General features: G+C 69.8%; 27 protein-coding genes and 1 tRNA gene. 15 read left to right on the forward strand and 13 right to left on the reverse strand.

The features are described 5' to 3' along the window. Window positions 1-135 precede the first annotated feature (135 nt). Window positions 136-1,386: a serine hydroxymethyltransferase gene (gene glyA, locus DP107_RS05745; RefSeq protein WP_144261185.1), complete on the reverse strand. Its 1,251-nt coding sequence runs from the start codon at window positions 1,384-1,386 to the stop codon at window positions 136-138. Between the two features lie 382 nt (window positions 1,387-1,768). Between glyA and DP107_RS05750 the strand changes: the two genes are divergently transcribed. Then, window positions 1,769-3,721, forward strand: a complete 1,953-nt coding sequence (locus DP107_RS05750; RefSeq protein ID WP_144261186.1) for a hypothetical protein — start codon at window positions 1,769-1,771, stop codon at window positions 3,719-3,721. A 213-nt stretch (window positions 3,722-3,934) separates the two neighbouring features. Then, complete coding sequence (gene tbsP, locus DP107_RS05755) at window positions 3,935-4,747, forward strand: transcriptional regulator TbsP (RefSeq protein WP_144261187.1); 813 nt, start codon at window positions 3,935-3,937, stop codon at window positions 4,745-4,747. 27 nt (window positions 4,748-4,774) lie between these two features. Here the strand turns inward: tbsP and DP107_RS05760 are convergent, their stop codons facing one another. From DP107_RS05760 to tenA, 3 genes are read right to left on the reverse strand one after another with little or no spacing between them, the layout of a single operon-like run. After that, window positions 4,775-5,098, reverse strand: a complete 324-nt coding sequence (locus tag DP107_RS05760) for a hypothetical protein (RefSeq protein ID WP_144261188.1) — start codon at window positions 5,096-5,098, stop codon at window positions 4,775-4,777. A gap of 51 nt (window positions 5,099-5,149) precedes the next feature. Then, a complete protein-coding gene (locus tag DP107_RS05765; protein ID WP_144261189.1) occupies window positions 5,150-5,881 on the reverse strand; it encodes a TenA family protein in 732 nt (243 codons plus the stop codon). Further along, on the reverse strand, window positions 5,878-6,543 hold the full coding sequence (gene tenA / locus DP107_RS05770; RefSeq protein ID WP_144261190.1) for a thiaminase II: 666 nt from the start codon (window positions 6,541-6,543) through the stop codon (window positions 5,878-5,880). The genes DP107_RS05765 and tenA overlap by 4 nt, the downstream gene beginning before the upstream one ends. Window positions 6,544-6,808: 265 nt before the next feature. On the opposite strand from tenA, the gene DP107_RS05775 reads away from it, so the two are divergent. Then, complete coding sequence (locus DP107_RS05775; protein WP_144261191.1) at window positions 6,809-7,783, forward strand: HhH-GPD family protein; 975 nt, start codon at window positions 6,809-6,811, stop codon at window positions 7,781-7,783. 216 nt (window positions 7,784-7,999) lie between these two features. On the opposite strand, the gene DP107_RS05780 is transcribed toward DP107_RS05775, so the two are convergent. From DP107_RS05780 to DP107_RS05790, 3 genes are all read right to left on the reverse strand, one after another. Further along, entirely contained in the window at window positions 8,000-8,197 is a 198-nt protein-coding gene (locus tag DP107_RS05780; protein ID WP_144261192.1) for an RNA-protein complex protein Nop10, read from the reverse strand. 66 nt (window positions 8,198-8,263) lie between these two features. Next, a complete protein-coding gene (locus DP107_RS05785) occupies window positions 8,264-9,064 on the reverse strand; it encodes a translation initiation factor IF-2 subunit alpha (RefSeq protein ID WP_144261193.1) in 801 nt (266 codons plus the stop codon). Window positions 9,065-9,131: 67 nt separating this feature from the next. Further along, window positions 9,132-9,542, reverse strand: coding sequence for a hypothetical protein (locus tag DP107_RS05790; RefSeq protein ID WP_144261194.1), 411 nt, complete (start codon window positions 9,540-9,542; stop codon window positions 9,132-9,134). Window positions 9,543-9,641: 99 nt separating this feature from the next. Here DP107_RS05790 and DP107_RS05795 point away from each other — a divergent pair, with 99 nt between their 5' ends. Both DP107_RS05795 and DP107_RS05800 read left to right on the forward strand, forming a co-directional pair. Further along, complete coding sequence (locus tag DP107_RS05795) at window positions 9,642-10,043, forward strand: OsmC family protein (protein WP_144261195.1); 402 nt, start codon at window positions 9,642-9,644, stop codon at window positions 10,041-10,043. Window positions 10,044-10,121: 78 nt separating this feature from the next. Continuing rightward, a complete protein-coding gene (locus DP107_RS05800; RefSeq protein ID WP_144261196.1) occupies window positions 10,122-10,406 on the forward strand; it encodes a DNA-directed RNA polymerase subunit L in 285 nt (94 codons plus the stop codon). Between the two features lie 182 nt (window positions 10,407-10,588). Here DP107_RS05800 and hisF read toward each other — a convergent pair whose 3' ends face one another. Then, complete coding sequence (hisF, locus tag DP107_RS05805; protein ID WP_144261197.1) at window positions 10,589-11,404, reverse strand: imidazole glycerol phosphate synthase subunit HisF; 816 nt, start codon at window positions 11,402-11,404, stop codon at window positions 10,589-10,591. A 239-nt stretch (window positions 11,405-11,643) separates the two neighbouring features. On the opposite strand from hisF, the gene priS reads away from it, so the two are divergent. Both priS and DP107_RS05815 read left to right on the forward strand, forming a co-directional pair. After that, window positions 11,644-12,837: a DNA primase small subunit PriS gene (priS, locus tag DP107_RS05810; RefSeq protein WP_144261198.1), complete on the forward strand. Its 1,194-nt coding sequence runs from the start codon at window positions 11,644-11,646 to the stop codon at window positions 12,835-12,837. Further along, window positions 12,834-14,189 carry a hypothetical protein gene (locus DP107_RS05815; RefSeq protein ID WP_202877345.1) on the forward strand — a complete coding sequence of 452 codons (1,356 nt, stop codon included), beginning with the start codon at window positions 12,834-12,836 and terminating at the stop codon, window positions 14,187-14,189. Before priS ends, DP107_RS05815 begins: the two co-directional genes overlap by 4 nt. 256 nt (window positions 14,190-14,445) lie before the next feature. On the opposite strand, the gene DP107_RS05820 is transcribed toward DP107_RS05815, so the two are convergent. Continuing rightward, window positions 14,446-15,096: a helix-turn-helix domain-containing protein gene (locus DP107_RS05820; RefSeq protein WP_144261199.1), complete on the reverse strand. Its 651-nt coding sequence runs from the start codon at window positions 15,094-15,096 to the stop codon at window positions 14,446-14,448. Between the two features lie 360 nt (window positions 15,097-15,456). On the opposite strand from DP107_RS05820, the gene DP107_RS05825 reads away from it, so the two are divergent. The 5 genes from DP107_RS05825 (at window position 15,457) to DP107_RS05845 (ending at window position 19,166) form a co-directional block, all read left to right on the forward strand. Further along, complete coding sequence (locus DP107_RS05825) at window positions 15,457-15,765, forward strand: DUF5785 family protein (RefSeq protein WP_144261200.1); 309 nt, start codon at window positions 15,457-15,459, stop codon at window positions 15,763-15,765. A gap of 115 nt (window positions 15,766-15,880) precedes the next feature. Beyond that, the gene (locus tag DP107_RS05830; protein WP_144261201.1) at window positions 15,881-16,654 is read left to right on the forward strand and encodes a GTP cyclohydrolase III; all 774 of its coding nucleotides are present in this window, start codon (window positions 15,881-15,883) and stop codon (window positions 16,652-16,654) included. An 84-nt stretch (window positions 16,655-16,738) separates the two neighbouring features. Next, window positions 16,739-17,548 (forward strand): DUF3179 domain-containing (seleno)protein, encoded by an 810-nt coding sequence (locus DP107_RS05835; protein ID WP_144261202.1) that lies wholly within the window; start codon window positions 16,739-16,741, stop codon window positions 17,546-17,548. Window positions 17,549-17,593: 45 nt separating this feature from the next. After that, a complete protein-coding gene (locus DP107_RS05840; RefSeq protein ID WP_144261203.1) occupies window positions 17,594-17,776 on the forward strand; it encodes a hypothetical protein in 183 nt (60 codons plus the stop codon). Between the two features lies 1 nt (window position 17,777). Further along, window positions 17,778-19,166, forward strand: a complete 1,389-nt coding sequence (locus tag DP107_RS05845; RefSeq protein WP_144261204.1) for an ABC transporter substrate-binding protein — start codon at window positions 17,778-17,780, stop codon at window positions 19,164-19,166. 136 nt (window positions 19,167-19,302) lie between these two features. On the opposite strand, the gene DP107_RS05850 is transcribed toward DP107_RS05845, so the two are convergent. The 4 genes from DP107_RS05850 to DP107_RS05865 are packed head-to-tail and all read right to left on the reverse strand — an operon-like array spanning window position 19,303 to window position 23,480. Then, window positions 19,303-20,088 carry an ABC transporter ATP-binding protein gene (locus DP107_RS05850; protein WP_144261205.1) on the reverse strand — a complete coding sequence of 262 codons (786 nt, stop codon included), beginning with the start codon at window positions 20,086-20,088 and terminating at the stop codon, window positions 19,303-19,305. Continuing rightward, complete coding sequence (locus tag DP107_RS05855) at window positions 20,088-20,972, reverse strand: ABC transporter ATP-binding protein (RefSeq protein ID WP_144261206.1); 885 nt, start codon at window positions 20,970-20,972, stop codon at window positions 20,088-20,090. The genes DP107_RS05850 and DP107_RS05855 overlap by 1 nt, the downstream gene beginning before the upstream one ends. After that, a complete protein-coding gene (locus DP107_RS05860) occupies window positions 20,965-22,365 on the reverse strand; it encodes a branched-chain amino acid ABC transporter permease (RefSeq protein ID WP_144261207.1) in 1,401 nt (466 codons plus the stop codon). The genes DP107_RS05855 and DP107_RS05860 overlap by 8 nt, the downstream gene beginning before the upstream one ends. Next, window positions 22,362-23,480 carry a branched-chain amino acid ABC transporter permease gene (locus DP107_RS05865; protein WP_144261208.1) on the reverse strand — a complete coding sequence of 373 codons (1,119 nt, stop codon included), beginning with the start codon at window positions 23,478-23,480 and terminating at the stop codon, window positions 22,362-22,364. The genes DP107_RS05860 and DP107_RS05865 overlap by 4 nt, the downstream gene beginning before the upstream one ends. Before the next feature lie 196 nt (window positions 23,481-23,676). Between DP107_RS05865 and DP107_RS05870 the strand changes: the two genes are divergently transcribed. The 3 genes from DP107_RS05870 (at window position 23,677) to DP107_RS05880 (ending at window position 25,507) form a co-directional block, all read left to right on the forward strand. Then, a complete protein-coding gene (locus DP107_RS05870) occupies window positions 23,677-24,876 on the forward strand; it encodes a phosphoglycerate kinase (protein WP_144261209.1) in 1,200 nt (399 codons plus the stop codon). Next, window positions 24,873-25,400, forward strand: coding sequence for a GNAT family N-acetyltransferase (locus tag DP107_RS05875; protein ID WP_144261210.1), 528 nt, complete (start codon window positions 24,873-24,875; stop codon window positions 25,398-25,400). The genes DP107_RS05870 and DP107_RS05875 overlap by 4 nt, the downstream gene beginning before the upstream one ends. Window positions 25,401-25,433: 33 nt before the next feature. Then, window positions 25,434-25,507, forward strand: a tRNA-Thr gene (locus tag DP107_RS05880). Window positions 25,508-25,764 lie beyond the last annotated feature (257 nt).

Below are 25,764 nucleotides of genomic sequence, written 5' to 3' on the forward strand. Positions count from 1 at the left end.
AAAGTTCCCCGACGGACGGTGGCGGCGGCTACGGCCGGGTGACGGCTCGGGGGGCCGTGGACGGCGAACATCCGAGGGACGTGGCGAGGAACGAACGAGTCGTCCGGATTACGCGGGAACCTCCGTGGCTGCTGGTCAGAGGTCCTCGTACAGCGGGTAATCCGCACAGAGCGCGGCGACGCGCTCGCCGACCTCCTCGCGGACGGCGGGGTCGTCGTGGTCGTCGAGTACGTCGCAGATGAGGTGTGCGACCTCGCTCACGGCCGCCTCGTCCATGCCGCGGGTGGTCATCGCGGGCGTGCCGACACGGATGCCGGAGGGGTCGAACGGGGAGCGGGACTCGTCCGGAACGGTGTTGGCGTTCAGGACGAGATCACAGTCCTCCATCGCCTCCTCGGCAGTGCCGCCGGAGAGCTCGGGGTGTGAGTCCCGCAGGTCGATGAGCACGAGGTGCGTGTCCGTGCCCCCGGAGACGACGTGGAGGCCCTGATCGCGGAACACCTCGGCCATCGCCCGGGCGTTGTCGACGACCTGTGCGGCGTACTCCTCGAACTCGGGCTGGAGCGCCTCCTCGAAGCCGACCGCCTTGCCGGCGATGTTGTGCATCAGGGGGCCACCCTGGCCGCCGGGGAAGACGGCGGGGTCGATCTCGCTCGCGTGCTCCTCGTTGGTCATGATGATGCCGCCGCGGCCGGCGCGGATGGTCTTGTGCGTCGAGCCGGTGACGAAGTCCGCGACGCCGACGGGGGACTGGTGCTCACCGGCGGCGACGAGCCCGGTGATGTGGGCGATATCCGCGAGGTGGTAGGCGCCGGCGGCGTCGGCCGCGGCCTGGACGCGCTCGAACTCGACCTCGCGTGGGTACGCGGAGAAGCCCGAGACGACGATGTCGGGCTGGAACTCCTCGGCCAGCTGGTGTAGCCCCTCGTAGTCGATGTAGCCCGTCTCCGGGTCGACCTCGTACTGTTCGACCTCGTAGGTCTGGCCGGTGAAGTTGGCCGGATGGCCGTGGCTCAGGTGGCCGCCGTGGTTCAGGTCCAGCGAGAGGATGCGGTCGCCGGGGTCGAGGAAGGCGAGGTAGACGCCCATGTTCGCCTGCGTCCCCGAGTGGGGCTGGACGTTGACGTGGTCGGCCCCCCAGAGCTCCTTCGCGCGGTCGATGGCGAGCTGCTCGACCTCGTCGGCGTACTCGCAGCCGGCGTAGTAGCGCTCGCCCGGGTAGCCCTCGGCGTACTTGTTGGTGAGCGCCGAGCCCTGCGCCTCGAGCACGGCGGGGGAGACGTGGTTCTCGGAGGCGATCATCGCGAGGGTCTCGCGCTGGCGGCCCACCTCGTCGTCGAGGGAATCGGCCACAGCCGGGTCGGCTTCGCGGACGCGGTCGTACATACTCACATGTGGGACCGGAGTCGGGAAGTACCTTCCTCTCTGCGGCAAGCCGGACCGCGATTCCCGGGCCCGGGGCGGCGGCCGCAGGCCCCCTCCCGAGCGGCTCGCCGTCCACCGGCGGCCCGTGGCAAGGCTGAAAAACCACCGTCGATTCCTCCCCCCAACACTTTGTACGGACGGGCGAACAACGGTATCGTAGATGGTGTGGTGTGCGACGACGGGGGGAGTCGTACGAGCCCGAGGGTACCGGGGTGCTGCCCGCGTGGGGACACGGGGTTGGAACCGGCTGTCGGGGTCCGGTGGGCCCGTCCTTCCCGCTTCGGTCGATGCTTCCGTCGCGGGGCGTGCCCGTGAGCTGACGCTCCCTGCTGGAGGGGTCCGGGTGGTCGGTCCCGACGGGGAGCGGCCGCCACGGGACCGACTCTCGCTCGCCCCCGACGAGGTGCTGGTGGCGGGCGACGGGGCCCTGGAGACGGTGGTCCGGTTCGAGACGCCCGCCCACGTCGACCCGCCGGCGCTCGCGGACGGTGGCGGCGGAGCGACCCGCGCCGCGACCGGCCCGGGCGGGACGACGGTCGCGTTCGAGGGGACGGCGCCGGTCGCGGTCGGGTTCCGCGAGCGGGCGCCGGACCCGCCGACGGTGACGGTCCCCGCTACCCCGACGGGGGTCGCGACGGCGATCACGCACGCGAGTGCCGCGCTGGGGACGCTCGGCCCCGAGCGGTCGCATCCGAGCCGGCGGTCGCACCCCCCGCTGGTCGCGTTCGGCGACCGGGACGTGCCGGCGGCGGTGGCGCGGGCCACGCCGGAGACGGGTATCGAGCTCCGCCTCCCGGCCGACCTGTCGACGTGTTCGCTCGCCGCGCCGCTGGCGTTCTACCTCGGCGCGACCGTCCGGGCCGAGGACCGATCGGCGCCGGTCCTCCGGGTCCCGGCGACCGGGCTCCGGCGGGTGTTCCCCGCCGCGGACGCGGCGTTCGCCGACGCTGTTTCCGGGCTACTACGCCGGGTGTTCCTGCTCGACTGCCTGACCCGCGACCGCCCCGGCGAGCGACTGGCCGGCCGCGAGGTCCTGGACCGCCTCGGGCTCGACGCGGCTCGGCTCCGGTCGCTGTCGCCCGCCGAGCGGCTGACGGCCCACCTCGCGGCGCCGCTCGACCGCCTCGACGACCTGCCGGACTGGCCGCTGGCGACCTACGTGGACGGCGGCATCCGAACGGCCCGGTGCCTGCCGCATCTGCTCGACCGCCTGAGCCTGATCCATCCGGCTGCGGCCTCGGCTATCGACGGCGATTCGCTGCTCTGCCGGGCGCTGGACGAGTTCTACCGCGGACCGTCACCGGACGGGGACGAGGACGGGGTGGGGCGAACGGTGCGCCCGGCCCCCGACCCCTCGTCCATGCGACGTACCGAGGACGTGGTGACCGCCGACAGGCTGATGCCGGAGCTCCGGGACGCGCGGGTCCACGGCTGGCTCGCCGACGGGACGCCGGTCGAGGCGTTCACCTCCACCCCCGAGGCGTACCGGAACCGGCTCGCCGCCCCGGAGCGCGACGCGACGCTCGACATCGCCGTGGTCTGCAACGACCCGGAGATGAGCGACGAGCGGGCCGTCGCCGACATCTACCGCGAGGGGGCCGCCGGACTCCCGGTCGACGTGACCGTCACGGGGTCGCTCGCCCGGGGGGAGTTGGCCGACCTGCTGGCGACACCCCACGACTTCGTCCACTACATCGGCCACTGCGAGGGGGACGGGCTCCAGTGTCGCGACGGGTTCCTCGACGTCGCGGACGTGGACACCGTTCGGGCGCGGACGTTCTTCCTGAACGCCTGCGGCTCGTACCAGCAGGGAAAGCGGCTGGTGTCGGCCGGCAGCGTCGCGGGCGCGGTCACCCTGACGACGGTGCTGAACCGGCAGGCCGTGACCGTCGGGACCGCGTTCGCCCGCCTGCTCATCCACGGGGCGGGCTTCGAGCGCGCGCTCTCGCTCGCCCGTCAGGAGATACTGATGGGGAGCGATTACGCCGTCGTCGGCGACGGCACGGACGCGCTTGCCCCGGCACGGGACGCGACGGTGCTCCACGTCACGCCCGTCGCCGATGGCTACGAGGTGGCGACCGAGCTGCTGTCGGGCGGCGACCCCGGACGGAGTTACGCGTCGCCGGTCACGGGCGAGGACCGACTCGACGGGCGCGTCTCGCCGGTGACAGTCGGGCGCGGGACCCTCCGCGACCTGCTTGCGGACCGCACGGTGCCCGTGGTCTACGACGGCCGGCTCCGCCGGTCCACGGACCTCGCCGCGACACTGCGGCCCGACCCGGACTCCGGCGACTGATATACGTACGCTGATATTTGCCTCCGGGCCGCGGGCACCCGGAAATATCGGTCGATTTATATAGGCTATCGCCGAACCGTCATATCACGCGAGGCGGTATTCACGGTCTGGTTACGGCAATCCGGGTAGTTTTCTTCGATGGTTACCGATGGGTTACCATCAATAGTCCAATAAATTAATATGTACTCAGTGTCATAGTTACAGTTAGCAAACATGGACGCTAACCTACTCGAGGACAGTATCACAGCGGTGCTCTCGGAGGCGCTCACCGGCGTCGACGAGACGGTGTTCGTCGTGAACCCGGCGCCCGGGACCGTCGACGAGCTGGTGGAGGTGCTGTCGACCGACGACGACGCGACGGTCCGGCTGCTGGCGGACGAGGCCGTGCTGAAGGACGTCATGGATGACTTCATCGTCGCCAGCCGCGCCGCCGACCTGGTCGAGGCCGACCAGCTCGAGTTCCGCACCTACGCGAACGGTGACAACACGCTGCTCGTGACCGAGGATTCGGTCGCCGCGCTGGTCGCCGCAGGGGGCCAGGTGGCCGCGCTCACGACGACCGACGAGTCGTTCATCGAGGGGACCCACGCGGCGTACAGCGACGCCTGGGACGCCGCCGAGACGTACGACCTCCGGACGCCCGCCATCTCGCGGGTCCGCGAGACGCTGCGCGAGTCGCTGGGGCCGGATTCGGCCGACGACTTCGACGCCATGCTGGCGACACTGGGCACGGCCCGTGGCGACGGTGACGGCCTCGACGAGGTGACTATCAGCCTGCTGGTCGCCGCCAAGAACCGCGAACTGCTCTACGACATCAGCAAGTGGGGCGAGGACATCGGTATCGCCTCGAAGGCCACGTTCTCACGGACGAAGACCCGGCTGGAGGAGGCCGGCCTCATCGACACCGAGAAAGTGCCCATCGACGTCGGGCGCCCGCGACTCCGCCTCCTGCTCGACAAGGAGGGACTGGAGGACGCCAGCGAGCAGGAGCTCATCAGCGCCGCGAACTCGGCGCTGACCGCCTGAACAGGGTTTCGCCGACTGGGGGTGGGTTCAGAACTGGTAGCGGCGGGTGTCGTCGCGGTCCGGCGGGCCACCGCCGCCGGCCATCTCGTCGTAGGTCATTCCCGAGAGGTACTCGTCGTAGGTCACGTCGTAGGCCGACCGGAGGTGGAAGTCGAGGTTGCCCGTCTCCACCGCGGTCTGGAACAGCATGTGGGCCCCCCGGCGGACCAGTTCGTCCAGCTCGTCGGGCTCGTAGGCGGCCGCCAGCAGCGCCAGTTCGTTGCGGGTCTCCCGGTCCAGCGAGACGGCGGCCGACTCGCCCATCTCGCCGTACGTGTGCTCGATGTCCGCGACAAGCTCCTCGAGGCTCATGCCCGAGGCGACGCCGCCGACGGGCTTGAGGCCTGCGCTCTCGCCGACCCGTCACTCCGTGCCGTCGGAGTACGCAGCGTCGAAGAAGGCCACTTCCAGCTCCACCGTCCGGCGGAACAGCCGGTCCACGCGGCGTTCGCGACGTGGCGACAGCGTCGGGCCGACGGCGTCGAGCTGTCCGCGGAGCCACCCGACGAACTCCCGGAAGGCTGGCACCGCGTGGAGGTCGATCCACTCGTCGAGGTGGAACCGGTCCGGGCGCGGTCCCTCGGCCGCCGCGGTGGCCCACTCCAGGTAGACCCACTCGGCCGGGACGAGGACGGCCAGCGCCTCGGCGTATCCCGCGCCCGCGGCGTGCCCGATGAGGTCCCGGAAGCCGCGGGTGACCGGCCGGAGCTCCGGGTTCGTCCGGTCGGCCTCGGGCACGTCCAGCGCGTCGAACGAGCGCCGGAAGTAGTCGTCCTCGTCGGTACCGACCGTCTCCAGGAAGGACGCGAGTTCGACCCGCGCCTCGACCGTCGGCGCGTCCCCCGCCGCGTGCCCGAACAGCGACGTGAGCGCGTCGACGAAGGCGTAGTCCTGGACGAGGTAGCGACGGAAGACCGCGTCGTCCAGCTCGTCGGCACCCAGCTCGTGGACGAACCGGTGCTCGGTCGCGGCGGCCCAGTCCCCGCCGGTCCGGTCGCGGAGCCAGCCGGTGTAGCGGTCGCCGTCGTGCTCGGCGAAGCGGACCGGAACATCGCTCGCGGGGGTCCCGCGGTCGGCGCCGCGCTCCCGGCTCATACGCCCCACCCTTCGTCGCGGTAGGCCGCGTCCCAGAACCGGTACTCGTAGCGCGCCGACGTGTGGAACAGCTCCCGGTAGCGGTCGCGCGTCCGTTCGGGCGCATCCGCGGCGACGTCGTCCAGTAGCGCCCGGCACCAGTCGGCCAGCTCGGCGAACTCCTCGCCCGTGTACGTCTCGATCCACTGTGCGTACCGCTCCTCGTCGGGCAGCCCGTCGGCCGCCAGCCGCTCGGCCGTCTCGTTGAACCCCCACATACACGGCAGCAGCGCCGCCACGAGGTCGCCGAAGCTCCCGAGCGCGGCGACACGGACGAGGAAGTCCGTGTACCCGCGCGTAGTGGGGGAGGGTTCGGTCGCCTCCAGCTCCGTCTCGGGGATGCCGAACTCGGCGGCGTACGACCGGTGGAGGTCCATCTCCGTGTGGAGCGTCTCGTGGAGCAGTTCGGCGAAGGTGCCCATCCGGCCCACGTCGGGGGCCTTCGCCGCGCCCAGCGCGAAGACGCGGTTGTACTCCACCAGGTAGACGTAGTCCTGCTTCACCCAGCGCCGGAACGGCTCGGGGTCGAGCGTCCCGTCGCCGATGCCCGCGACCATCGGATGGTCGACGATACCCGACACGACCTCGTCGTGCAACGGTGCCAGTTCGTCCGTGAACACCATGCCGGCCGTCGGGGCCGACGCGACTTATCAGTTGGTGGTATCAGTAGCTTATACCGGGGGCGCCGGATATCCGCTATCGCAGCCCGTTCTACCCCTACACGGTAGATACGCGGTGCATAAGACATCTGACGGGGAGAGAACACGGCTGTATGGGATGCACATGTGATATCTACCCGATTCTCGGGCAGCACCGTACCGCTCCCGACGGACCCGTCGCAGTGCCCGAACCGTCACCGGAAAGTAGCGCCCGTCCCCACTCCAGGTGATGACGGAGGCCGGGGCCACGCCCGACGAACCCGAGGAGGACGACGCGCCCGCGCTCCCGGACGACCCCGCGGCGGTCGAGGCGGTCCGCGAGGCGCTCGTCGACTGGTACGAGGCCGACCACCGGTCGTTCCCCTGGCGCGAGACCGAGGACCCGTACGAGATCCTCGTCTCCGAGGTGATGAGCCAGCAGACACAGTTGGACCGCGTCGTCGAGGCCTGGCACGACTTCCTCGATGAGTGGCCGACCGTTGCGGACCTGGCGGCGGCCGACCGCGCCGACGTCGTCGGTTTCTGGACGAGTCACTCGCTGGGCTACAACAACCGCGCCAAGTACCTCCACGAGGCCGCGGGACAGGTCGTCGACGGCGCCGTCGAGGGCGTCGAGGCGGGCGCGTTCCCCCGCACTCCGGAGGGACTGCAGGAACTGATGGGTGTCGGACCGTACACGGCTAACGCGGTCGCCTCCTTCGCGTTCAACGAGGGTGACGCGGTCGTGGACACGAACGTCAAGCGCGTGCTCCACCGGGCGTTCGACACCCCCGACGACGACGCGGCGTTCGAGCGCGTCGCCGCGGCGCTCATGCCCGCCGGCGAGTCGCGGGTCTGGAACAACGCCATCATGGAACTCGGTGGGGTCGCCTGCGGGAAGGCGCCCCGCTGCGACGAGGCCGGCTGCCCGTGGCGCGAGTGGTGCCATGCCTATGCCACGAACGACTTCACCGCGCCGGACGTCCCGACCCAGCCCGAGTTCGAGGGGTCACGCCGGCAGATGCGCGGCCGGGTCGTCCGCACCCTGCAGGAGGCCGACGAACTGGCGCTCGACCGGCTGGGCCCGAAGGTCCGGGTCGACTACACCCCGGACGGCGAGTACGGCCGGGCGTGGCTCCGTGACCTCCTCTCCGACCTCGCCGACGACGGGCTGGTCGAGCTGGAGGACCGTGAGGGCGACACCGTCGCCCGCCTCCGGCGCTGAGGCGGGCGACCGGCCCTACGGGGGCGGTGTCGGGTCCGGCGAACCCGCCGTCGGGCTGCCGGCTCCACACCCGCTGTCGCCCGGTCGTCCGACCCGACGACCCCGATATCGAGCAGGGCGTCTCCCGCGCGCTCCTCACGTTCCGGGACCGCGTCGCAGTGGACGGCCCGCCCGAGTCCGGTGACCGAGCACACCGGCCGACCGTTCCCTGGTCGCTCAGTCGACGGACGGTAACGTGCCCCGCCGCCGCTTCGCGCGCCGCCGGTACTCCCCGTTCGGGTCCTCGGGGCTGAACGGCGCGGGGGCGCTGTTGACCGCGTCGGCGCCACACTCCGGGCACTCGTCGCCGAGCGTGTAGACCGGCCGGTCGTGGACCGCGCGCCAGTCGGAACAGACGTGGATGTCGGATTTCATTCGAAACCACTCCGTTCGTCGATACTCCGGTGCTCCCGTCGGATATCCGGCATGGATGGCCGCCGTCTACTCCTCCTCGGTGCGGCGGTCGCGGTGGAACTCGCCGGTGCCCCCGACCGACTCGATGGTCTCGCGGGCGCGGCCGGCAGCGGCCTCGAGCTCCGATTCGGCGGTCTTGTAGCTTGGCGCCTGCACCCGGATGCGGTACTCCGGTGCGCCGACGTAGGTGACCTCCAGGTCGACCTCATCGGGCACCTCGCCGTTGCCCCCGGCCACGGTCAGCGCCTCGCGCACGTCCTCGACGCCGCCCGGGCCGGGTGCGCGCAGGTCGACGTAACCCGACACCTGGACGTACGGCACCGAGACGTTCTCACGGGCGGTCCCGACGATGGCCTCGACGTCCTCGTCGGAGAGGTCGGTGTCCTCGAGCGCCTCCGCGCCGTGGATGGCGGCCTGCTCGAAGCCGTCGTACAGCGAGCCAAAGGCGCCGAACAGCGCGTTCGCGACGGTGCTGTACTGCTCGTCGCTCATGTCCTCGCCGAAGGCCAGCTCCATCCACTTCTCGGCCTTCTGCTCGGACTTCCACTCCTGGATCTTGTCGCTCCGCTGGTGGTCGTTGACGTCCTTGATGGAGAGGTCGATCTGCTGGGCGTCCTCGTCGATCTCCAGCACCTTGCAGACGACGCGCTCGTCGACGCCGACGTGGTCGCGGACGTTCTTGATCCAGCCGGAGGCGACCTCGCTGACGTGGACGAGTCCGCGCTTGTCCTCGTACTCCTCGAGGTCGACGAACACGCCGAAGTCCTCGATCTCGTCGACCCGGCCGACGACGAGCTCCCCGGGCTCGGGATAGCCGCTGAACTTCATACCCGGCTGTTGCCAGCAGACGGGGATAAACCCACCGAGAGCCGCGACCGGGGCGCCTCGACGCCCGCTACCGACGGACCGAGAGGAAGACGAACCCGACGACGACCGCCATCCCGACGCTCCCGAGGACGAAGGCAAGGCCGTCGGAGAACCCGCTCCGTCGGAGCGAGACGATGGCGGTCAGCGTCACCGCCAGGGCGACCGTGGTCGCGCCCGCCCAGAACGCCCCCAGCCGGAGGCGGTTCCGCCAGGGTGACCGGGTCTCGCGCTCGTGGTCCTCCAGCAGCGTGTGGCCGGCCTCCTCGGCGCTCGTGGGCGCGTTGAGGACGCCGTCCGGCAGGTCCTCCGGGTCGTCCGCCGGGGCATCGTCGGCGCGCCTCTGACCTGTCTCCCCCTCCACACCGGTGACGGCCGCCTCCACGTCGGCGTCGGTCGCCCCGGGCCCCCCGTCGCTGTCCCCGTGTGGCGACTCGTCCATGTCCCGGGCTTCTGGTGGAGGGGGAAAAACCGTTGTGGCACCCGCCCGCGCCGACCGGGGACAACGTTTACGTCAGAGTCGCGAGTCGTTGCACGCGTCATGGCGGATATCGAGTCCACAACGACGAACGACCCGGGCTTTCACGCCCTGAGCCGCGTCGGCGATTTCGAGCTGAGTATCGATGCCACCACCGAGGATGGGCCCTCCCCGAACGAGGTCCTGGTCGCGGACTACGCCTCCTGCTACACCTTCGCCTTCCGGGCCGGCGCCCAGCGAAACGACTACGACGAACTCGGCAGGATCCAGACGGACGCCTCCGCCGATGTCGACGACGACGACGACCTCGAGTCCATCAGCTTCGAGATGCACGTCGAGGCCGACCTCGACGAGGAGGAGCAGGCGGAGCTCAAGGAGTTGGCCGACGACATCTGCCACGTCCACGCCGCACTGAAGGAGCACCTCTACGCCGACGTGAACATCCACCCCGGCGCCGACCTGTAACCGGCCCGCCGTTCGCCGCGCGGTCCCGGCCGAACGTCCTCCGCAAGGTCTATTGCCGGCTGCTAGCTACGTTCGACCATGGACCTGCGTGTCATCGAGAGCGAGGAGGCGGAACTCTCCATCGAAATCGCCGGCGAGGACCACACCTTCATGAACGTGCTGAAGGAGGCGCTGCTGGAGACCGAGGGCGTCGGCGCGGCCACCTACGACATGAACCCCGAACAGTCCGGTGGTCAGACCGACCCCATCCTCACAATCAAGACCGAGGAGGACACGGCCCCGCTGGACGCGCTGGAAACGGCGGCACGGAACGTCCGTGACAAGACCGACAGCTTCCGCACCGCGTTCGAGGCCGCCGCCTGAGTCCCGTCCCCCTCTGCTCCTGACCCCGCGAGCCCCGCAACCGTGCGGTGAGCGCAGCGCGCTGTGGGGCTGGACCCCGGGACGATTCCGCCCGACTGCCTCCCGACGGACGGCTCCGGGCTGCCCCCTGCCGCGTCCCCGGCGCCGGAACGACGGCCCGCCCTCACCGGCCGGGCGTCGGCTCAGCGCCGGACGGGGACACCCCGCTCGTCGAGGTAGCGCTTGACCTCGTCGATGGAGTGCTCGTCGAAGTGGAAGATGCTCGCCGCGAGCGCGGCGTCGGCGCCGGCCTCGGTGAACACCTCGTAGGCGTCTTCGGGCCCGCCACAGCCCGAGGAGGCGATGACGGGCGTGGAGACGGCATCGCAGACCGCGCGGGTCAGCGGGATGTCGTAGCCGTCCTTGGTGCCGTCGGCGTCGATGGAGTTGACGAACAGTTCGCCGGCGCCGCGCTCCTCGGCCTCCGCGCTCCACGCGACCACGTCCGTGCCGGTCCCCTCGCGGCCGCCCTTGACGGTGCACTCGAACCAGCAGGACTCCCCGTCGACCTGCTCGTAGTGCTCGCCCCCCTCGTCGTAGCGGCGGCGGGCGTCGACGCTGATGACGATGGCCTGGCTACCGACGGACTCGGCCCCCTCCGTGATGAGCCCCGGTCGCTGGAGCGCGCCCGTGTTGATGGAGACCTTGTCCGCGCCGGCACGAAGCGTCTCCACGATGTCGGCCTTCGTCCGGATGCCGCCGCCGACGGTCAGCGGGATGAAGACCTCGTCGGCGACGGCCGAGACGGTATCGAGCATCGTCTCGCGGCCGTCGGCCGAGGCGGTGATGTCGAGGAAGACGAACTCGTCGGCGCCGGCGCGGTTGTACGCGCGAGCCATCTCCACCGGGTCGCCGGTGTACTGCAGGTCCTCGAAGTTGACCCCCGTGTACACCTTCGCGTCGCCGTTCTCGTCCAGGTCGACGTCGATACAGGGGATGATTCGCTTGGTGAGGGTCATCCGAGTTCTACCTCACCGGTGGCGGCGGCCGGGTTTGACGGTGACGGTTATCGGTGTCGTCGCGGGTTCGCGTGCCCCGCCGGCCCCCGACCGAGCACCCCTCGCCGGGGGGCGAAGGAACACTCATTTACCGGGGACACGCATCACCCCTTCAGGGCGAGCGGGCCCGTGCCCTCGGGCCGTCGGGGCGGGTCCGCGACCGACGAGGCCGTCCGCGACGGCGGCTACACGAACACGACATGAACGAACGGACGCGCGAGTATCTCCGGGGCCGGTTCGGCGACCACTACCGGCAGGTCTCCATCGAGCCGCCGCCGCGCGCCAACGAGCGCGAGTGGGGCTACATCCCCTTCTCCGAGGGCGGGACGCGGATGGTCCGCCACCGGGCGTGGATCGACCTCGTCGGCGGCGCCGACGACCTCGCGGACGCGCTGGCCGACGACTCCGTGCGGCCCCAGCACGTCTACTACTCGGCCGGGAGCTACGACGACCCCGGGGCGAACTCGATGGGGCGGAAGGGGTGGCGCGGGTCGGACCTCGTCTTCGACCTCGACGCCGACCACCTGCCGGGGGTCGACCCCGAAGCGGCGACGTACGCGGAGATGCTGGCGACCTGCAAGGAGGCGCTGTTGCGGCTGCTCGACATCCTGGCGGGGGACTTCGGCTTCACCGATACCGACGTCGTCTTCTCCGGCGGCCGGGGGTACCACGTCCACGTCCGGCGCGCGGACGTCCAGTCGCTGGACCGGAGCGCCCGTGGCGAGATCGCGACCTACGTCCGCGGTTCCGAGGTCGAGTTCGAGGACCTCGTCCGCACGGAGGCGGTCGGCGGGGCGGCCGGGCGGACGAGCCCGGCCGAGAAGCGGACGCTGCCGCCCGAGGGCGGCTGGAGCGGCCGGCTTCACGAGCGCCTGGAGGCGTTCGTGGACGAGCTCGTGGCGATGGACGAGGACGCGGCGCTCGAACGCCTGCGGGCGTTCGACAACGTCGGCGAGAAGAAGGCGGCGGGCGCGCTGCGCGCCATGCGGGAGAACCGCGAGGCCATCGCCGCCGGCAACGTCGACGTCCACCCGGCCTTCCTCAGCGTGACGCGGACGCTGCTGACCGAGGCGCTGGCCGAGGCGGGCGCGCCCATCGACGAGCCGGTGACGACGGACATCAACCGGCTCATCCGCCTGCCGGGGAGCCTCCACGGCGGGAGCGGGCTCGCGGTCACGCCGCTCGACCGCGACGAACTGGCCGACTTCGACCCGCTCGACGACGCCGTCCCGGACACCTTCCGCCACAACGACATCGCCGTCGAGGTGACCGAGCCGGGGGTGGTGGAGCTGCTCGGCGATACGTTTAGTATGGAGGCGGGTGAGCACCGAGTGACAGAGGCGCGGGGCGTGTTCCTCATGACGAGGGGGCGCGCCGAGAAGGCACCCGAATGATGGATCTGGACGAGCTCAGAAGCGCACAGAGCCGGGAACGACAGGCCTCCCAGCTCCAGCACCTGCGCGACGGCTTCTACGAGGAGGCGGCCAGCTTCATCCGGGGCCTGCGCACGGAGCGCGAGCGCGCCGCCGAAAGCTCCGCCTACGACTTCCCCTACGACGACCCGGAGGTCAAGCGGCTCACCGACGAGATCGGGACCGCCGAGGAGGTCGTCGAGTCGCTGTACGAGCGCCGCGTCGGGAAGGTGGTCAAGATGGCCTCCTTCGACGCGGCCGGGATGGCCGTCGACGCCGACGGTCTCACCGCAGAGGAGTCGGACCTGTTCGCTCAGTTGGTCGGCGACATCGAGGCGAACCGGTCGCGCGTCCTCGACGCGCTCGCGGGCAAGGGCGGCGGGTCGGCGGCCGAGGGGTCGTCCGGGACGGCCGCCGCGGGGAGCACGCCCGGTATCCCGGACGAGGCCGGGGCCGAGCGCGCCGGCGCGTCGGACCAGACAGGGGGCGACGCTCCGCCCCACGGGGAGGCCCCGGCGCCGGACGAACCGGTCCACATCGGCAACGGACCGGCCGCGGACGGGCCGGTGTCGACGGCCGACGAGGCGTCGTCCACGGACCAGGCGGCGGACCGCGCGCCGACGCCGGAGGGGGGCGCGGCGGCCGGCCCGGAGACCGACGATGTCGACGCGCAACCGGCCGGCGGTCCCGGTGACGCGCCGAGCGACGCGATGGATGCAGCGTCGGCGATGGGCGGGGACTCGACGGGTCGCTCCGAGGCGGTTCCCGGCGGCGTGCCGAAGGCCCCGCCCGAGTCCGGTGTGTCGGCCGCCGAGGCGGACGCGTCGGCCCCTCCGACCGCCGACGACACGACGGCCACGAGCGCGACCGAAGTCGTCACCGACGATGCGGGGGTCGAGGATGGCCGGCAACCGGTGCCGCCGGCCGACGGCCCGCAGGGGAGCGACCCGACACCGGAGCCCGGGTCCGGGAGCACGACCGCGGGAACGTCCGGAACCGACGACCACTCGAGCGGGACGGCGTCGACCGCCGGGACGAGCACGCCCGCCGCCGAGTCGTCGGGGACGGGTGACGGTCCGACCTCGGGGTCGGACGGGGCCGAACCCGCAGCCGCGGCCCCCGCCGGGAGCGACGCCGGGACCGGCGTCCTCGTCCGCGTGACGACGGACGTGGGCGAGATATTCGGCGTCGACGGTCGGTCGTACGACCTGTCGGCGGGCGACGTGACGGTGCTCCCGCCGGACAACGCGACGGTGCTGATCGAGGACGGCGCGGCCGAGCGGCTTCAGTCGGCAGTCCCGTTCTCCGGCGGCAGGTCCTCGACCCGGTCCTGATACCAGCCGTGGATGTGCTCCCGGTTCGAGCCGACGGGAGTGCCGACAGGAGGACGATGAGCAACAGCGAGAGGACGTCGGCAGAGGCGTCGAGCTGCTCGGACGGCGGAGCACGTGTCCCGGCGTCGTTCGGTACGCCCACCACCCTCAGGTGGCTCCCGTCCCGCGGCCGCCCACCACGGCGTCGCGGGGCTCCCGTTCCTCGCTCCGTTCCGTTCGGCCGTCCGTGCGGCCCCGGCAACCGGGGTCGGCCGCGTTACTGGACCAGGCCGGAGACGACGCGTGACTCGGCCTTGCGGAGGTGCTCGTCGACGGTCGAGGGGGCACAGCCGAGGTTGTCGGCGATGTCCTTGTGCGTCGCGCGACGGGGCACGTCGTAGTAGCCCTCCTCGACGGCGGTCTCGAAGACCTCCAGCTGGCGGTCCGTCAGCGGCGAGAGCAGGTCCTCGCCGCCGGGGACGTACGGTCCCGCGTTCTCGACGCTGAAGTCGAGCGCGTCGGGCAGCAGGCCCAGCGCATCGCGCAGGTTGCCGTGCGTCCCGACGAGCGTGGCCTTCAGGCCGGCCTCGGTGAACTCCAGCGGCGTGTCGATGATGAGGGCGTTCTCGTGGGCGATCTCCAGCAGCGCGCTCCCGTCCTCGGGCGACTCGGCCTGGACGAAGGCGTGGAACCCGTCCTCCTCGACCTCGACGACGTCGTGGTCGTGGACGCTGGCGCGCTGGGAGAGAGCGGTCTCGAACGACTCGCGGTCGCCCAGCAGGCGGTAGAGCAGGACGGTCGTCCCGTCCGCTCGGGCGTCGACGTGGAGGACCTCCTCCCGCGTGACGCTCCGGTGCCCCTCGATGAACCGGTCGACTGGGTGGATGGCGCGATGCGTCGGTGACAGGGTGAGTTTGAGATACTGCATTGGTTGACGTGCCCCGGTTGCTCCCGGTGTACCCCAACATGGAGAGTTCGGGTGTAAATAGAAAGTGACAACAGCGTCCAAAAGTTCGATAACGGGCCTCTACGGCCGGTTCGGGGCTTCGAGCGGCGTTCCGGGGGTATTTGAACAGCCGGGACAACACCGGCCGGGGGTTTAGATGTCCCCGCCCGGGTCGAGGGGGTCGTTCCACCCCACCGTACCGGCAGCCTCGCCACCCGGAACCGGGACGGGTGTTCCGGTCCCACGGATAGCGACCGTCGGGGCGACCGCCGGTTTCCGGCAGACGGCCCCCGAGCGATGCAGAGCACAACGACTATGCGCCGGCCGCCCCCCCGTCGGGGTATGAGCGACTGGCCGCACGACCCTGACGGCGAGAAGGGGAGCGAGGGGATGCGCAAGTACGGACAGGCCATCCTCGCGAAGAAGCTCGACGACGAGGCGGACTTCCCGCTGGAGAAGTCGACGTTCGTCGAGGCGTACGGTGACCATCCGGTTCGACTCAACCACGAGCGCGTGGTCAGCGTCGCGGACGTCATGAGCGAGGTCGAGGAGGAGTCGTTCGAGGAGATCATCGACTTCCACCAGGCGGTCGGCCGGGCGATGCGCGAGAACGGGATGTGGGAGATCACGCCCGAGGAGATCGGTCGGTAGACGACGGTCGAGGCCACACGGTAACCACGCCCTGTGCCGCCGAGCGGTCGACATGGCGCCCGTCCCGGAACCGTGAACGGTAACGGCTCTACTGCGAGCCGCACACCACCCGGTAGTGACGAACACGCAGGTCACCCTGGTCCAGGTCGACAACTACGGGCCGTGGACGGTGACGCCCGAGCCGCGTCGCGAGGTCGACCTCCAGACGCTCCAGTCCCGGCTGTACGCCGACCTCTCGCAGCTGTTCGGCAACCGCGAGGGGTACGTCTTCTTCACCCGCTTCGACAACATGATCGCGGTGACGAACGGGCTGGACCGCGAGGCCCACGCGCTCATCCAGGAGTCGGTCGCGAACCGCTACCCCGTGACCGTCTCCCTCGGTGTCGCCACGGACCCCTCGCCGGCAGCGGCGCTCGGCGATGCCACGAATCAGCTACAGGCGGCCGGCAGCGCCCAGGACGAGGACCGCACGCAGATCCTCGGCGGCGGGTTCCTGGCCGGGGCCGACCGGACCGACGCGGACGTCCAGATCGCCCATTTCGATGTCATCGACGCCACGGGGAAGTACACGGACAAGCTGAACGCGTTCGACTCGTTCATCCGCATCGAGCAGGGGTACGCCGAGTTGATGCGCCACATGCGGCGGGCCCACGACTCGCTCTCCTTCTTCGTCGGCGGGGACAACGTCATCGCGGTCTGCCCGGAGCTGACGCCGGCGGCCTACCGGGACGCAATCGACCACGTCGCCGGCGAGGTCGACGTGGACCTGCAGGTCGGGGTCGGCCGGGCCCGGACCGCACAGGATGCCGGTATGCGCGCCAAGCACGCGCTGGAGGAGTGCCGCCACGAGGGGACGGCCGTCGAATTCGGCGACGGCAGCCACTACTGACCGGACATCCGGGGCCCCGACGCGGTGGGGACTGGGACGCACGACCGAATGAGGGTTAAGTCTACTCAGCGACACGAGGCAGTCGTGCGACGACGTGAGGTGCTAACTGTCCTCGCTGGCGCTGGGACCGCCGGCTGTGTAACCGGCTACACGGGCACCGACCGGGGTCCGCCGGGGACGGCTACCGGCGACACGAAGTACGATACCCTCCCGCTGGCCCAGCAGGGGGTGCCGCCGACGATCTGCGAGGAGCGCCTCCGGCCAGAGGGGATCCGGGCCATCAGTGATCCGGCGTTCGGCTCCCCCGACGAGTACCCCGCCGACGTGGCGGGTTACCGACCCCTGACCGACGACGCGACGGTCATCGGGCTCGCCGGGGACGGGATCGCCCGCGCATACCCGCTGACGGTGCTGAACGTCCACGAGATCGTCAACGACACGCTGCCGGGCGGGTCCAGCGGGGACGGGGGGACGCCAGCGGTTGACGGGGTCCCCCTCATCGTGACCTACTGTCCGATCTGCCGGAGCGGGATGGTCGCGACCCGGCGGGTCGACGGCGAACCGACGGTGTTCGACGCCTCCGGACTGCTATGGAAGCCGCCTCGCATCAACACCGCCGCCGCCGAGGCCGACGACCGGGTGTTCTCCGACCGGCCGGAGGGGGTCGGGAACGGCGGGAACCTGGTGATGTACGACGCGGCGACGGGGTCGTACTGGTCGCAGATGCTCTCGCAGGCCATCTGCGGCCCGCAGCGTGGAACCCGGCTGTCGCTCCGGCCCGCCACGATTACCGGGTTCGGCGACTGGCAGGACGCGCACCCGGAGACCGAGGTACTGCTCCCGCCGCCCCGATCCGAGCAGGTGCTCCCACCGGTCGGTGACGGCCCGGGGTGAGCAGCCCATGGGCGACGGCGTCGAACGGGCCGCGACCGACCCCGTATGCAGGGGAACGAAGCGATTCCCATCGCCCCGGTCGACCGTCTGGTCGGTTTCCAGGACCTCAATCGCGGGAAACTGCTGGAAAGAACCGACTGGAGCGGGACGAACGCGCCGTTGTATGGTGAAATCTGGTTTGCACCCTTGGTCAGTTTTATATACTACCCAATAGAACAAAGCTTCTGACATGACACGAACATACCGACGTCGTGATGTTGTGAAGACCACTGCCGGACTCGGGATCGTCGCTGGTCTCGCCGGGTGTACCAACGACGGTGGTGACGGCGGCGGCGACGGCGGCGATGGCGGTGACGGCGGCGATGGCGGTGACGGCGGCGATGGCGGTGACGGCGGCGATGGCGGCACGGACGGTGGCACTGTCGACCTCCTGAACGTCATCGGCTACCCCGAGGACGGGAACACCCTGTTCCGGGACTACTACGGGCTGAGTGACGGGAGCGAGGACATCATCGTCCCGGACGGCCTCCGCGACGGGGAGATGCAACAGCAGGTCGGCAACCCGATGGACAACGTCATCGGAACGGCACCCGCGGCGGGTGGCCCGTCCCAGGAGGCGTTCAGCACCCTCTACATGGACGAGTACGGTGAGTCGCCGGGCGTGTTCACCTCCCAGTCGTACGACTCCGTCGCGATCGGCATCCTCGCGAACGCGGCCGCCGGCGAGAACAGCGGGAGCGGCGTCCGCGACCAGATGCGGAACATCGCCAACCCCGGCGGGATGGAGGTCACGCCGGACAACTTCGTCGAGGGCGTCGAGGCGGCCGCTAACGGCGAGGACGTCAACTACCAGGGCGCCTCCTCCAACACGAACTTCAACGAGGCCGGCGACCCGGCCAACGCGGCGTACGACGTCTGGGAGTTCGACGGCGAGGGCGGCACGACCGCGACGGAGACGCTGAGCTTCGAGGGGGCCAGCCCCGACGGCGCCGGTCCCTCGGCGGACTCCATCCCCGGCGGCCTCGGTCGCACGGTCGAGGTCGGCATCCTCCTGCCGGAAACCGGCAACCTCGCGTCGGTCGGCGAGGGGATGATCAACGCCGCCGAGATCCCGGCGCAGCAGGTCAACAACTCGGACCTCGACCTCGAGGTCAACACCCAGCTCGAGGACACCAACACCAACCCGAACACCGGTGTCCAGGCCGCCGGCTCGCTGGTCAACGCCGGCGTCCCGTTCGTCTGTGGCACGGCCTCCTCCGGGGTCAACGTCCCTGTCTCCAAGCAGGAGTTCATCCCCAACCAGGTCGTCGGCTGCTCGCCGTCCTCGACGGCGCTGTCCGTCTCGAACCTCGAGGACGACGACTACATCTTCCGGACCGCGCCCTCGGACCTGCTCCAGGGTCGGGTGATGGCACAGGTCGCCTCCGAGCGTCTCGGCGCGTCCACGGCTGCCACCCTGTACGTCAACAACGACTACGGTCAGCAGCTCTCCGAGCAGTTCAGCAGCGTCTTCGAGGAGGACTTCGGCGGCACGATCTCGGCGCAGGTCGCCTACAACCAGAACGAGGACTCCTACACCTCCGTCATCCAGGAGGCCCTCAACAGCGCCGGCAACTGAGGTCGGCGACACCCACTCGATTCTTTCGACGTGCACCACTGGGAGCGCCAGCCGGCGGTCCGCACCGGTATCTCCACGAGGCCGGCGACTGGCGGTGGAGACGGCCGCTGAGGAGTGAGCGCTCGGGCCCGGGCGGTCAGCCGCCCAGGAAGTCCCGGCGGACCTGCTCGTCGTTGAGAAGGGCTTCGCCAGCGTCCTCGTAGCGGTTCTGCCCGTCGACGAGGACGTACCCCCGGTCACAACGCCGGAGCGCCTCCTTGGCGTTCTGCTCGACCATCAGGACGGCGGTGCCGTCGTCGTTGATGGCGTCGATCCGGTCGAACATGTCGTCGACGAGGTCCGGGGCCAGTCCCGCGGAGGGCTCGTCGAGCAGCAGTAGATCCGGGTCCAGCATCAGCGCCCGGCCCATCGCCAGCATCTGCCGCTGGCCGCCGGACATCTTCCCCGCCTCCTGCTCCATCCGCTCCCGGAGGATCGGGAACCGGTCGTACACCGCCTCCAGTGCGCCCTCGGGGACGTCGTCGAGGATGTACGCCCCCATCTCCAGGTTCTCCTGGACCGACAGCGAGGTGAAGATGTTGCCGTTCTGCGGGACGTAGCCGAGCCCCAGGTGGATCACGTCCTCGGGCTCGGTGGTGGTGATTTCGGTCCCGTCGAACGTGACGGTGCCGGCCATCCGGTTCGTGAGCCCGAACACGGACTTCATGGCCGTCGACTTGCCGGCCCCGTTCGGGCCGACGATAGTGACGTACTCGCCGTCACGCACGTCGAGGTCGATATCGGTCAGGATCTGCAGGTCGCCGTAGCCGGCGTCCAGGTTCCGGACCGACAGCAGGCTGTCGTCGAACCGGCGGGTGCCCTGCTTGGCACCGGCGGTTTCGCTGGCGCCGCTCGCCTCGTCGGGTTCGGCCGTCTCGCTCATTACTCGACCTCGCCCCCCAGGTACGCCTCGATTACCTGTTCGTTCGACTGTACCTCCTCGGGGGTCCCCTCGGTGAGCATCCTCCCCTGGTGCATCACGATGACGTGTTCACAGTTCTCCATGATCAGGTCCATATCGTGCTCGACGATCAGAAACGTGTAGCCCTCCTCGCGGAGTTCGTGGACGTGTTCCAGCAGCCGCTCCTCCAGCGACGGGTTGACGCCGGCAAACGGCTCGTCGAGCAACAGCATCGTCGGGTCGGTCATCAGCGCCCGCGCCAACTCGAGCAGCTTCCGCTGCCCGCCCGAGAGGTTGCCCGCGTACTCGTGGGCGAGGTGGTCAATCTCGAAGAAGTCGAGCATCTCCCAGCAGTCCTCGAGGATCTTCCGCTCCTCGCCCATGATGCCACTGCGGAGCCCGGGCAGGACCGAGCGCCACAGCGACTCGCCGGTCTGGCCCTTCGGCGCCAGCATCATGTTCTCGAGGACGGTCATCTCCTCCAGTTCGCGGGCAATCTGGAACGTGCGGACGAGTCCGCGGTTGGCGACCGAGTCCGGTGACATCCCGCTGATCTCCTCGCCCCGGAAGTGGACCGCTCCGTCGGTCGGCTCGTGAACGCCAGTGATGCAGTTGAACGTCGTGGACTTGCCGGCGCCGTTCGGGCCGATGAGGCCCGTGAGACTCCCCTCCTCGACGGCGAAGTCGGCGCCGTCGACGGCGACGATTCCGCCGAACTCCTTGCGTAGTCCCTCGACCCGGAGCGGGACGCCCCTCGGCGTGTGTTTGGCGGCCTCCTCGACTTCGGAGTCGTGGGCCTCGGCCTCGTCGATTTCGACGTCCGCGTCGGGTGCGTTCGTCTCGACCCCCGCGCCCGTGTCACTCATCGGTATCACCTCCATCGACGGGTTCGCCACCGTCGGTCGCGGGCGTTGCCCCCGGACTGTCGGTGGACCGCTCGGGCCGGTTCAGCGAGATCGTGGAGGCCTCTTCCTTCCGGTGGCCCAGCATCCCCTCCGGACGGTTGTGCATCAGGTAGATCAGCACGAGCCCCATGATGACGAGCTGGAGCTGCTGTAGGTTGTCGGTGATGAACAGCAGCATCGGGAACGGGTCGAGCCCGGAGATGAGCGGTGACACCGCCTGTCCGAACGTGTCGACTGCATCCGAATCTACGTTCTGCTGGACGACGTTCTTGATGAACAGCGGGCCACGGAACAGGAACGCCGCAAAGATGGCCCCTCCCATGACGCTGCCGGTCGTCGAGCCGGCGCCGCCGATGATGAGTGCGATCCAAACGAAGAAGGTGAGCCGGGGGCGGAAGGCGCTGGGCGTGATAGCGCCCTGGACCGCGAAGAAGAGGATGCCGCCCAGCCCCATCAGCGCACAGCCGAACATGAACGCCGTGATCTTGAACCGCCGCGTGTTCTTGCCCAGCGACTGGGTCGCCTCCTCGTCCTCGCGTATGGCCTTGAGGACGCGACCGAACGGTGAGTTACCGACCCGTCTGAGCAGCACGTAGAAGCCGATCAGGAACACCAGCAGAATCAACCCGTAGAGCAGGCTATCGAACACCGGCTTGGGATTCGATCCGAGCGAGAGCGCCGCTCCGGCGGATTCGGTGAACGCCGTGTACGGTTCCAGCAGCCCGAGCGCCTCGAGCAGGTCGTCCGTCGGGTCGAAATCGAGGATGAGGCCGGAGCCGCCGCCAAGTCCGACGAAGTACCCCGCGATCTGCATCTTCTGGAAGTCGCTCTCGAGCACCGTGAACCGGACGATCTCGCTGACGCCAACAGTGACGATGGCGAAGTAGTCCGCGCGCAGGCGCAGGGCGGGAAGCGCGACCAGCCCCCCGAAGGCGGCGGCGGCGAGCACGCCACCGATTATGGCCAGCCAGAGCGGGAGCCCGAAGCCACCGATGGAACCGGCCGCGGGCTCGGTAAGCGCCGGTTCCTTGGCGAGGACGGCGGTCGTGTAGATGCCGATCGCCATGAACCCGATGACGCCGATATTGAAGAGGCCGGTGTACCCCCAGTGGAGGTTGAGTGCGAGCGCGAGCATCGCGAACACGCCGATGTAGAAGAAGAGGTTGGCCAGCAGGTTCACCTGCTGGCGGGCGCCGAAGTCCAGTAGCGCGCCCCCGACGAGGTAGAGCGCGAAGATGCCGAGTATGAGCCCCAGGAGCTTGACCGCGTCCTCCTCCCAGAGCTGCTCGGCGGCCGCCCGGACCCCTCCGACGGGGTCGTCCTTCCCGTCAGCGTCGTCGTTCGTCCCGCTCATGCTGTCGACCCCCCGGAGAAGATCCCCGACGGTCGGACCAGCAACATGAGGATCATCACGAGGAACGCGGACGCCCGCGCGAGCCCAGTCGGGACCCAGACGATCGACACGGACATCGTCAGGCCGATGACGAGCCCGCCCACGATGGCACCGTAGACCGAGCCGATCCCACCGAGGATGACTGCCGCGAAGATCGGCAGCAGCAGGATCCAGCCCTGGAACCAGTGGAGGGTGCCGTTCCAGATGACGAACATGTAGCCGGCGACACCTGTGAGGCCGGCTCCGATGATCCAGGTGTACCGAATCACGCGCTCGGTCGGGATGCCGGTGATCCGGGCGAGGTCCTCGTTGTCCGACATCGCGCGCATTGCCTTCCCCAGCTTGGTTCGCTGGAGCAGGAGGTGGAGCCCGAGCATCAGCAACACCGAGACCACCAGCAGCGACACCTCATGGAGGTCCACGCTGACGAACCCGTCGTACACCAGGATATCGGTGCTGGGGACGGCGTTCGAGTCCGTCACGCCACGCCGGCTCGGGTCGAAGATGAAGGCGATCAGGTACCGGAGGACGAACGCCACGCCGATGCTCGTGATGAGCAGGGTGATGCCCGAGCGGTCCCGGATGGGTTCGAAGACGGTCCGGTCGATGAACAGCGAGAGCAGTATGGTGAACAGGGCGGCAGCGATGACGCCCCCGAGCACGGCGAGTGGCGTCGAGGCGACGCCGATACCGAGCTGGGCGCCGAACACCGAGCCGCCAGCACCGACGAGCGCGAGCGAACCGATGTCGGCCTCGGCTCCGAACCCGCCCGCAATGATGTAGGTGACGATCATCCCGGAGAAGGCGCCGCTGGTGATGAAATCACCGTGTGCGAAGTTAGCGAAGTTCAGGATACTGTATGTCATCGAGAGCCCGATGCCCGCCAGCCCGAAGAACAGGCCCCGCATCAGCCCGTCCTTCAGGAGCACGACGAACTGGGAGACGGGCACCTGCCCGAACACCAACTGTCGAACGAGATCTAGCAGCAACACCACGAGTGCCAGTACGAGTGCGGCTCGAACCGGGTCGGCGATAAGTAGTTCCCGCCCCCGGCTGTACGTGTCGTTTACGCCCATAGTGTGCTTCTACAGGTACAACCGGAGTACACCGTAATGTACTCTTCGGCTCAATAACCGACTCCCGCAGTTCTATGGCTGATAACCGGCCGCTCTGCCGGCGAGAACGTGCCGGATGGAGAACCGCCATCGTCACCGAGTGCCCTCTGAACGTCGTTGCGCAAGCCTTTCGTGAGGACCTGTCTATCGCTACGGTATGTTCCAGACGCTGGCGGACCTCAGCGCTGCCGGGACCACACTCGGGGTACGTGTGGATATCAACAGCCCCCTCGAGGATGGCGAGCTGGCGGACGACTCGCGGGTCCGTGCCCATCTGGAGACGCTCTCGGAGCTCCTCGACCGGGGGGCACGGGTGGCGGTACTCGCACACCAGGGCCGACCGGGGGGTGACGAGTTCGCGACGCTCGCCTCCCACGCCGCCCGGCTGGACGAACTGCTCGACGCGCCGGTCGACTACTGCGACGCCACTTTCACCGCGGCCGCTCGCGAGCGGGTCGACGCGCTCGAGAACGGCGAGTGCGTCGTGTTGGAGAACACCCGCTTCTACTCCGAGGAGTACATGGAGTTCGACCCGGAGACGGCCGCGGACACGTTCCTCGTCCGGGAGCTGGCGCCGGCGCTCGACGCCTTCGTCAACGACGCGTTCGCCGCTGCCCACCGTTCACAGCCATCGCTCGTCGGCTTTCCCGTCCGGGTGCCGGGCTACGCTGGCCGTGTGATGGAGCAGGAGTTAGAGGTACTCGGGAGCATCGAGTCGACGACGACGCCCCGCGTCTACGCGCTCGGCGGGGCGAAGATCGTCGACTCGCTGGACGTGGCCCGTTCGGTGCTCGAACGTGGCTTCGCCGACCACGTCATCGTCTCCGGCATCGTGGGCAACGCCTTCCTCCTGGCCGACGGCGTCCAGCTCGGGGCGGCCAGCGCCCACGTCGTCAACGAGCGGTCAGACAGGGCGGTCAAGCGCGCCGGCGACCTGCTCGACGAGTTCGGCAGCCGCATCCACCTCCCCCGTGATGTGGCCGTCGAGCGCGACGGCGAGCGGGTCGAACTGGACCTGGGGGCGCTCCCCTCGCAGAACGCCGCGATGGATATCGGCGCGAAGACCATCGCCGCATACGGCGAGTTCCTGGACGAGGCCGGGACGGCCATCTGCAACGGTCCGGCGGGGGTGTTCGAGGACGAGCGGTTCGCCACCGGGACGCGGGAGCTGTACGAGGCCGCGACCCACTCGGGCTACAGCATCGTCGGCGGCGGGGACACGGCCGCGGCGCTGCGGCGGCTCGGCGTCGAGGGCTTCGACCACGTCTCAACCGGCGGGGGCGCGGCGCTCCGGATGCTGACCGGGGAGCCGCTCCCGGCGGTCGAGGTGCTCCGCGCGAACCGGCACTCGGCATGACCGACACCGACGCCGCACCGGCCGGCGTGACGGTCGAACCCGGCGACACGGGCGACGTGGACGCGGTCGCGGAGATGTGGGTCGCCCTCGCCGAGGGCCAGCGCGACCACGGCTCGCACCTCCTCGCCGACGAGAACCGGCCGCCGGCCCGCGAGGCCGCGGCGCGCCACGCCGTCACCGGCGGCCTGTTCGTCGCACGACTCGCCGACGGGGAGGCGGTCGCGGACGCGCCGCTCGGCGCGGGCGACCTCGTCGGTTTCGTCACTGCCAGCCCCGCGAGCGGTGACTTCCGGACGGACATCGACCGGGGCGTCGTCCGGAACATCTACGTCCGGCCGCCGGCCCGCGGCCGCGGGGTCGGCACGGCGCTCCTCGCCGCCGCGGAGGCGCATCTCGCGGAGCTGGGGGCCGACAGGGTGTCGCTCGAGGTGATGGCGACGAACGACGCCGCACGACGGTTCTACGACCGACACGGGTACGAGCCACACCGGGTCGAGCTGGAATCGCCCGTGGACGACCGATAAGGTTTCGTGGCGTCCGGGAGTACCATCACCCGTGCCACGGGAGCTTGGGTGGTACAAGCACTCGACTTGTAATCGAGAGTTCGTGGGTTCAAATCCCACCCGTGGCTCGTATCTGAACGCTCAAAGCCGGCCACGACATCCCCCCTGTCCTCGTTCACCTCTTGGCGAGCCAGTTAGTTGAGTAGCGATGCCCCTGGCGTGGTCGCCCGGAGGGGTGCACGCGGACAGTGTCGTGCCCGGCCATCTGTGGGTGCGACGGCTCGCGTCGCGACCGACACGGAGGTGGCCGTCCGATGACGTTCCGGCAGGCCCTCGAATGCGGGCGGTGTGGCCGTCTCCTCCTGCACGACGTGACGGAGTGTCA

It is taken from the genome of Haloglomus irregulare, from assembly GCF_007421925.1.
Taxonomy (GTDB): Archaea; Halobacteriota; Halobacteria; order Halobacteriales; family Haloarculaceae; genus Haloglomus; species Haloglomus irregulare.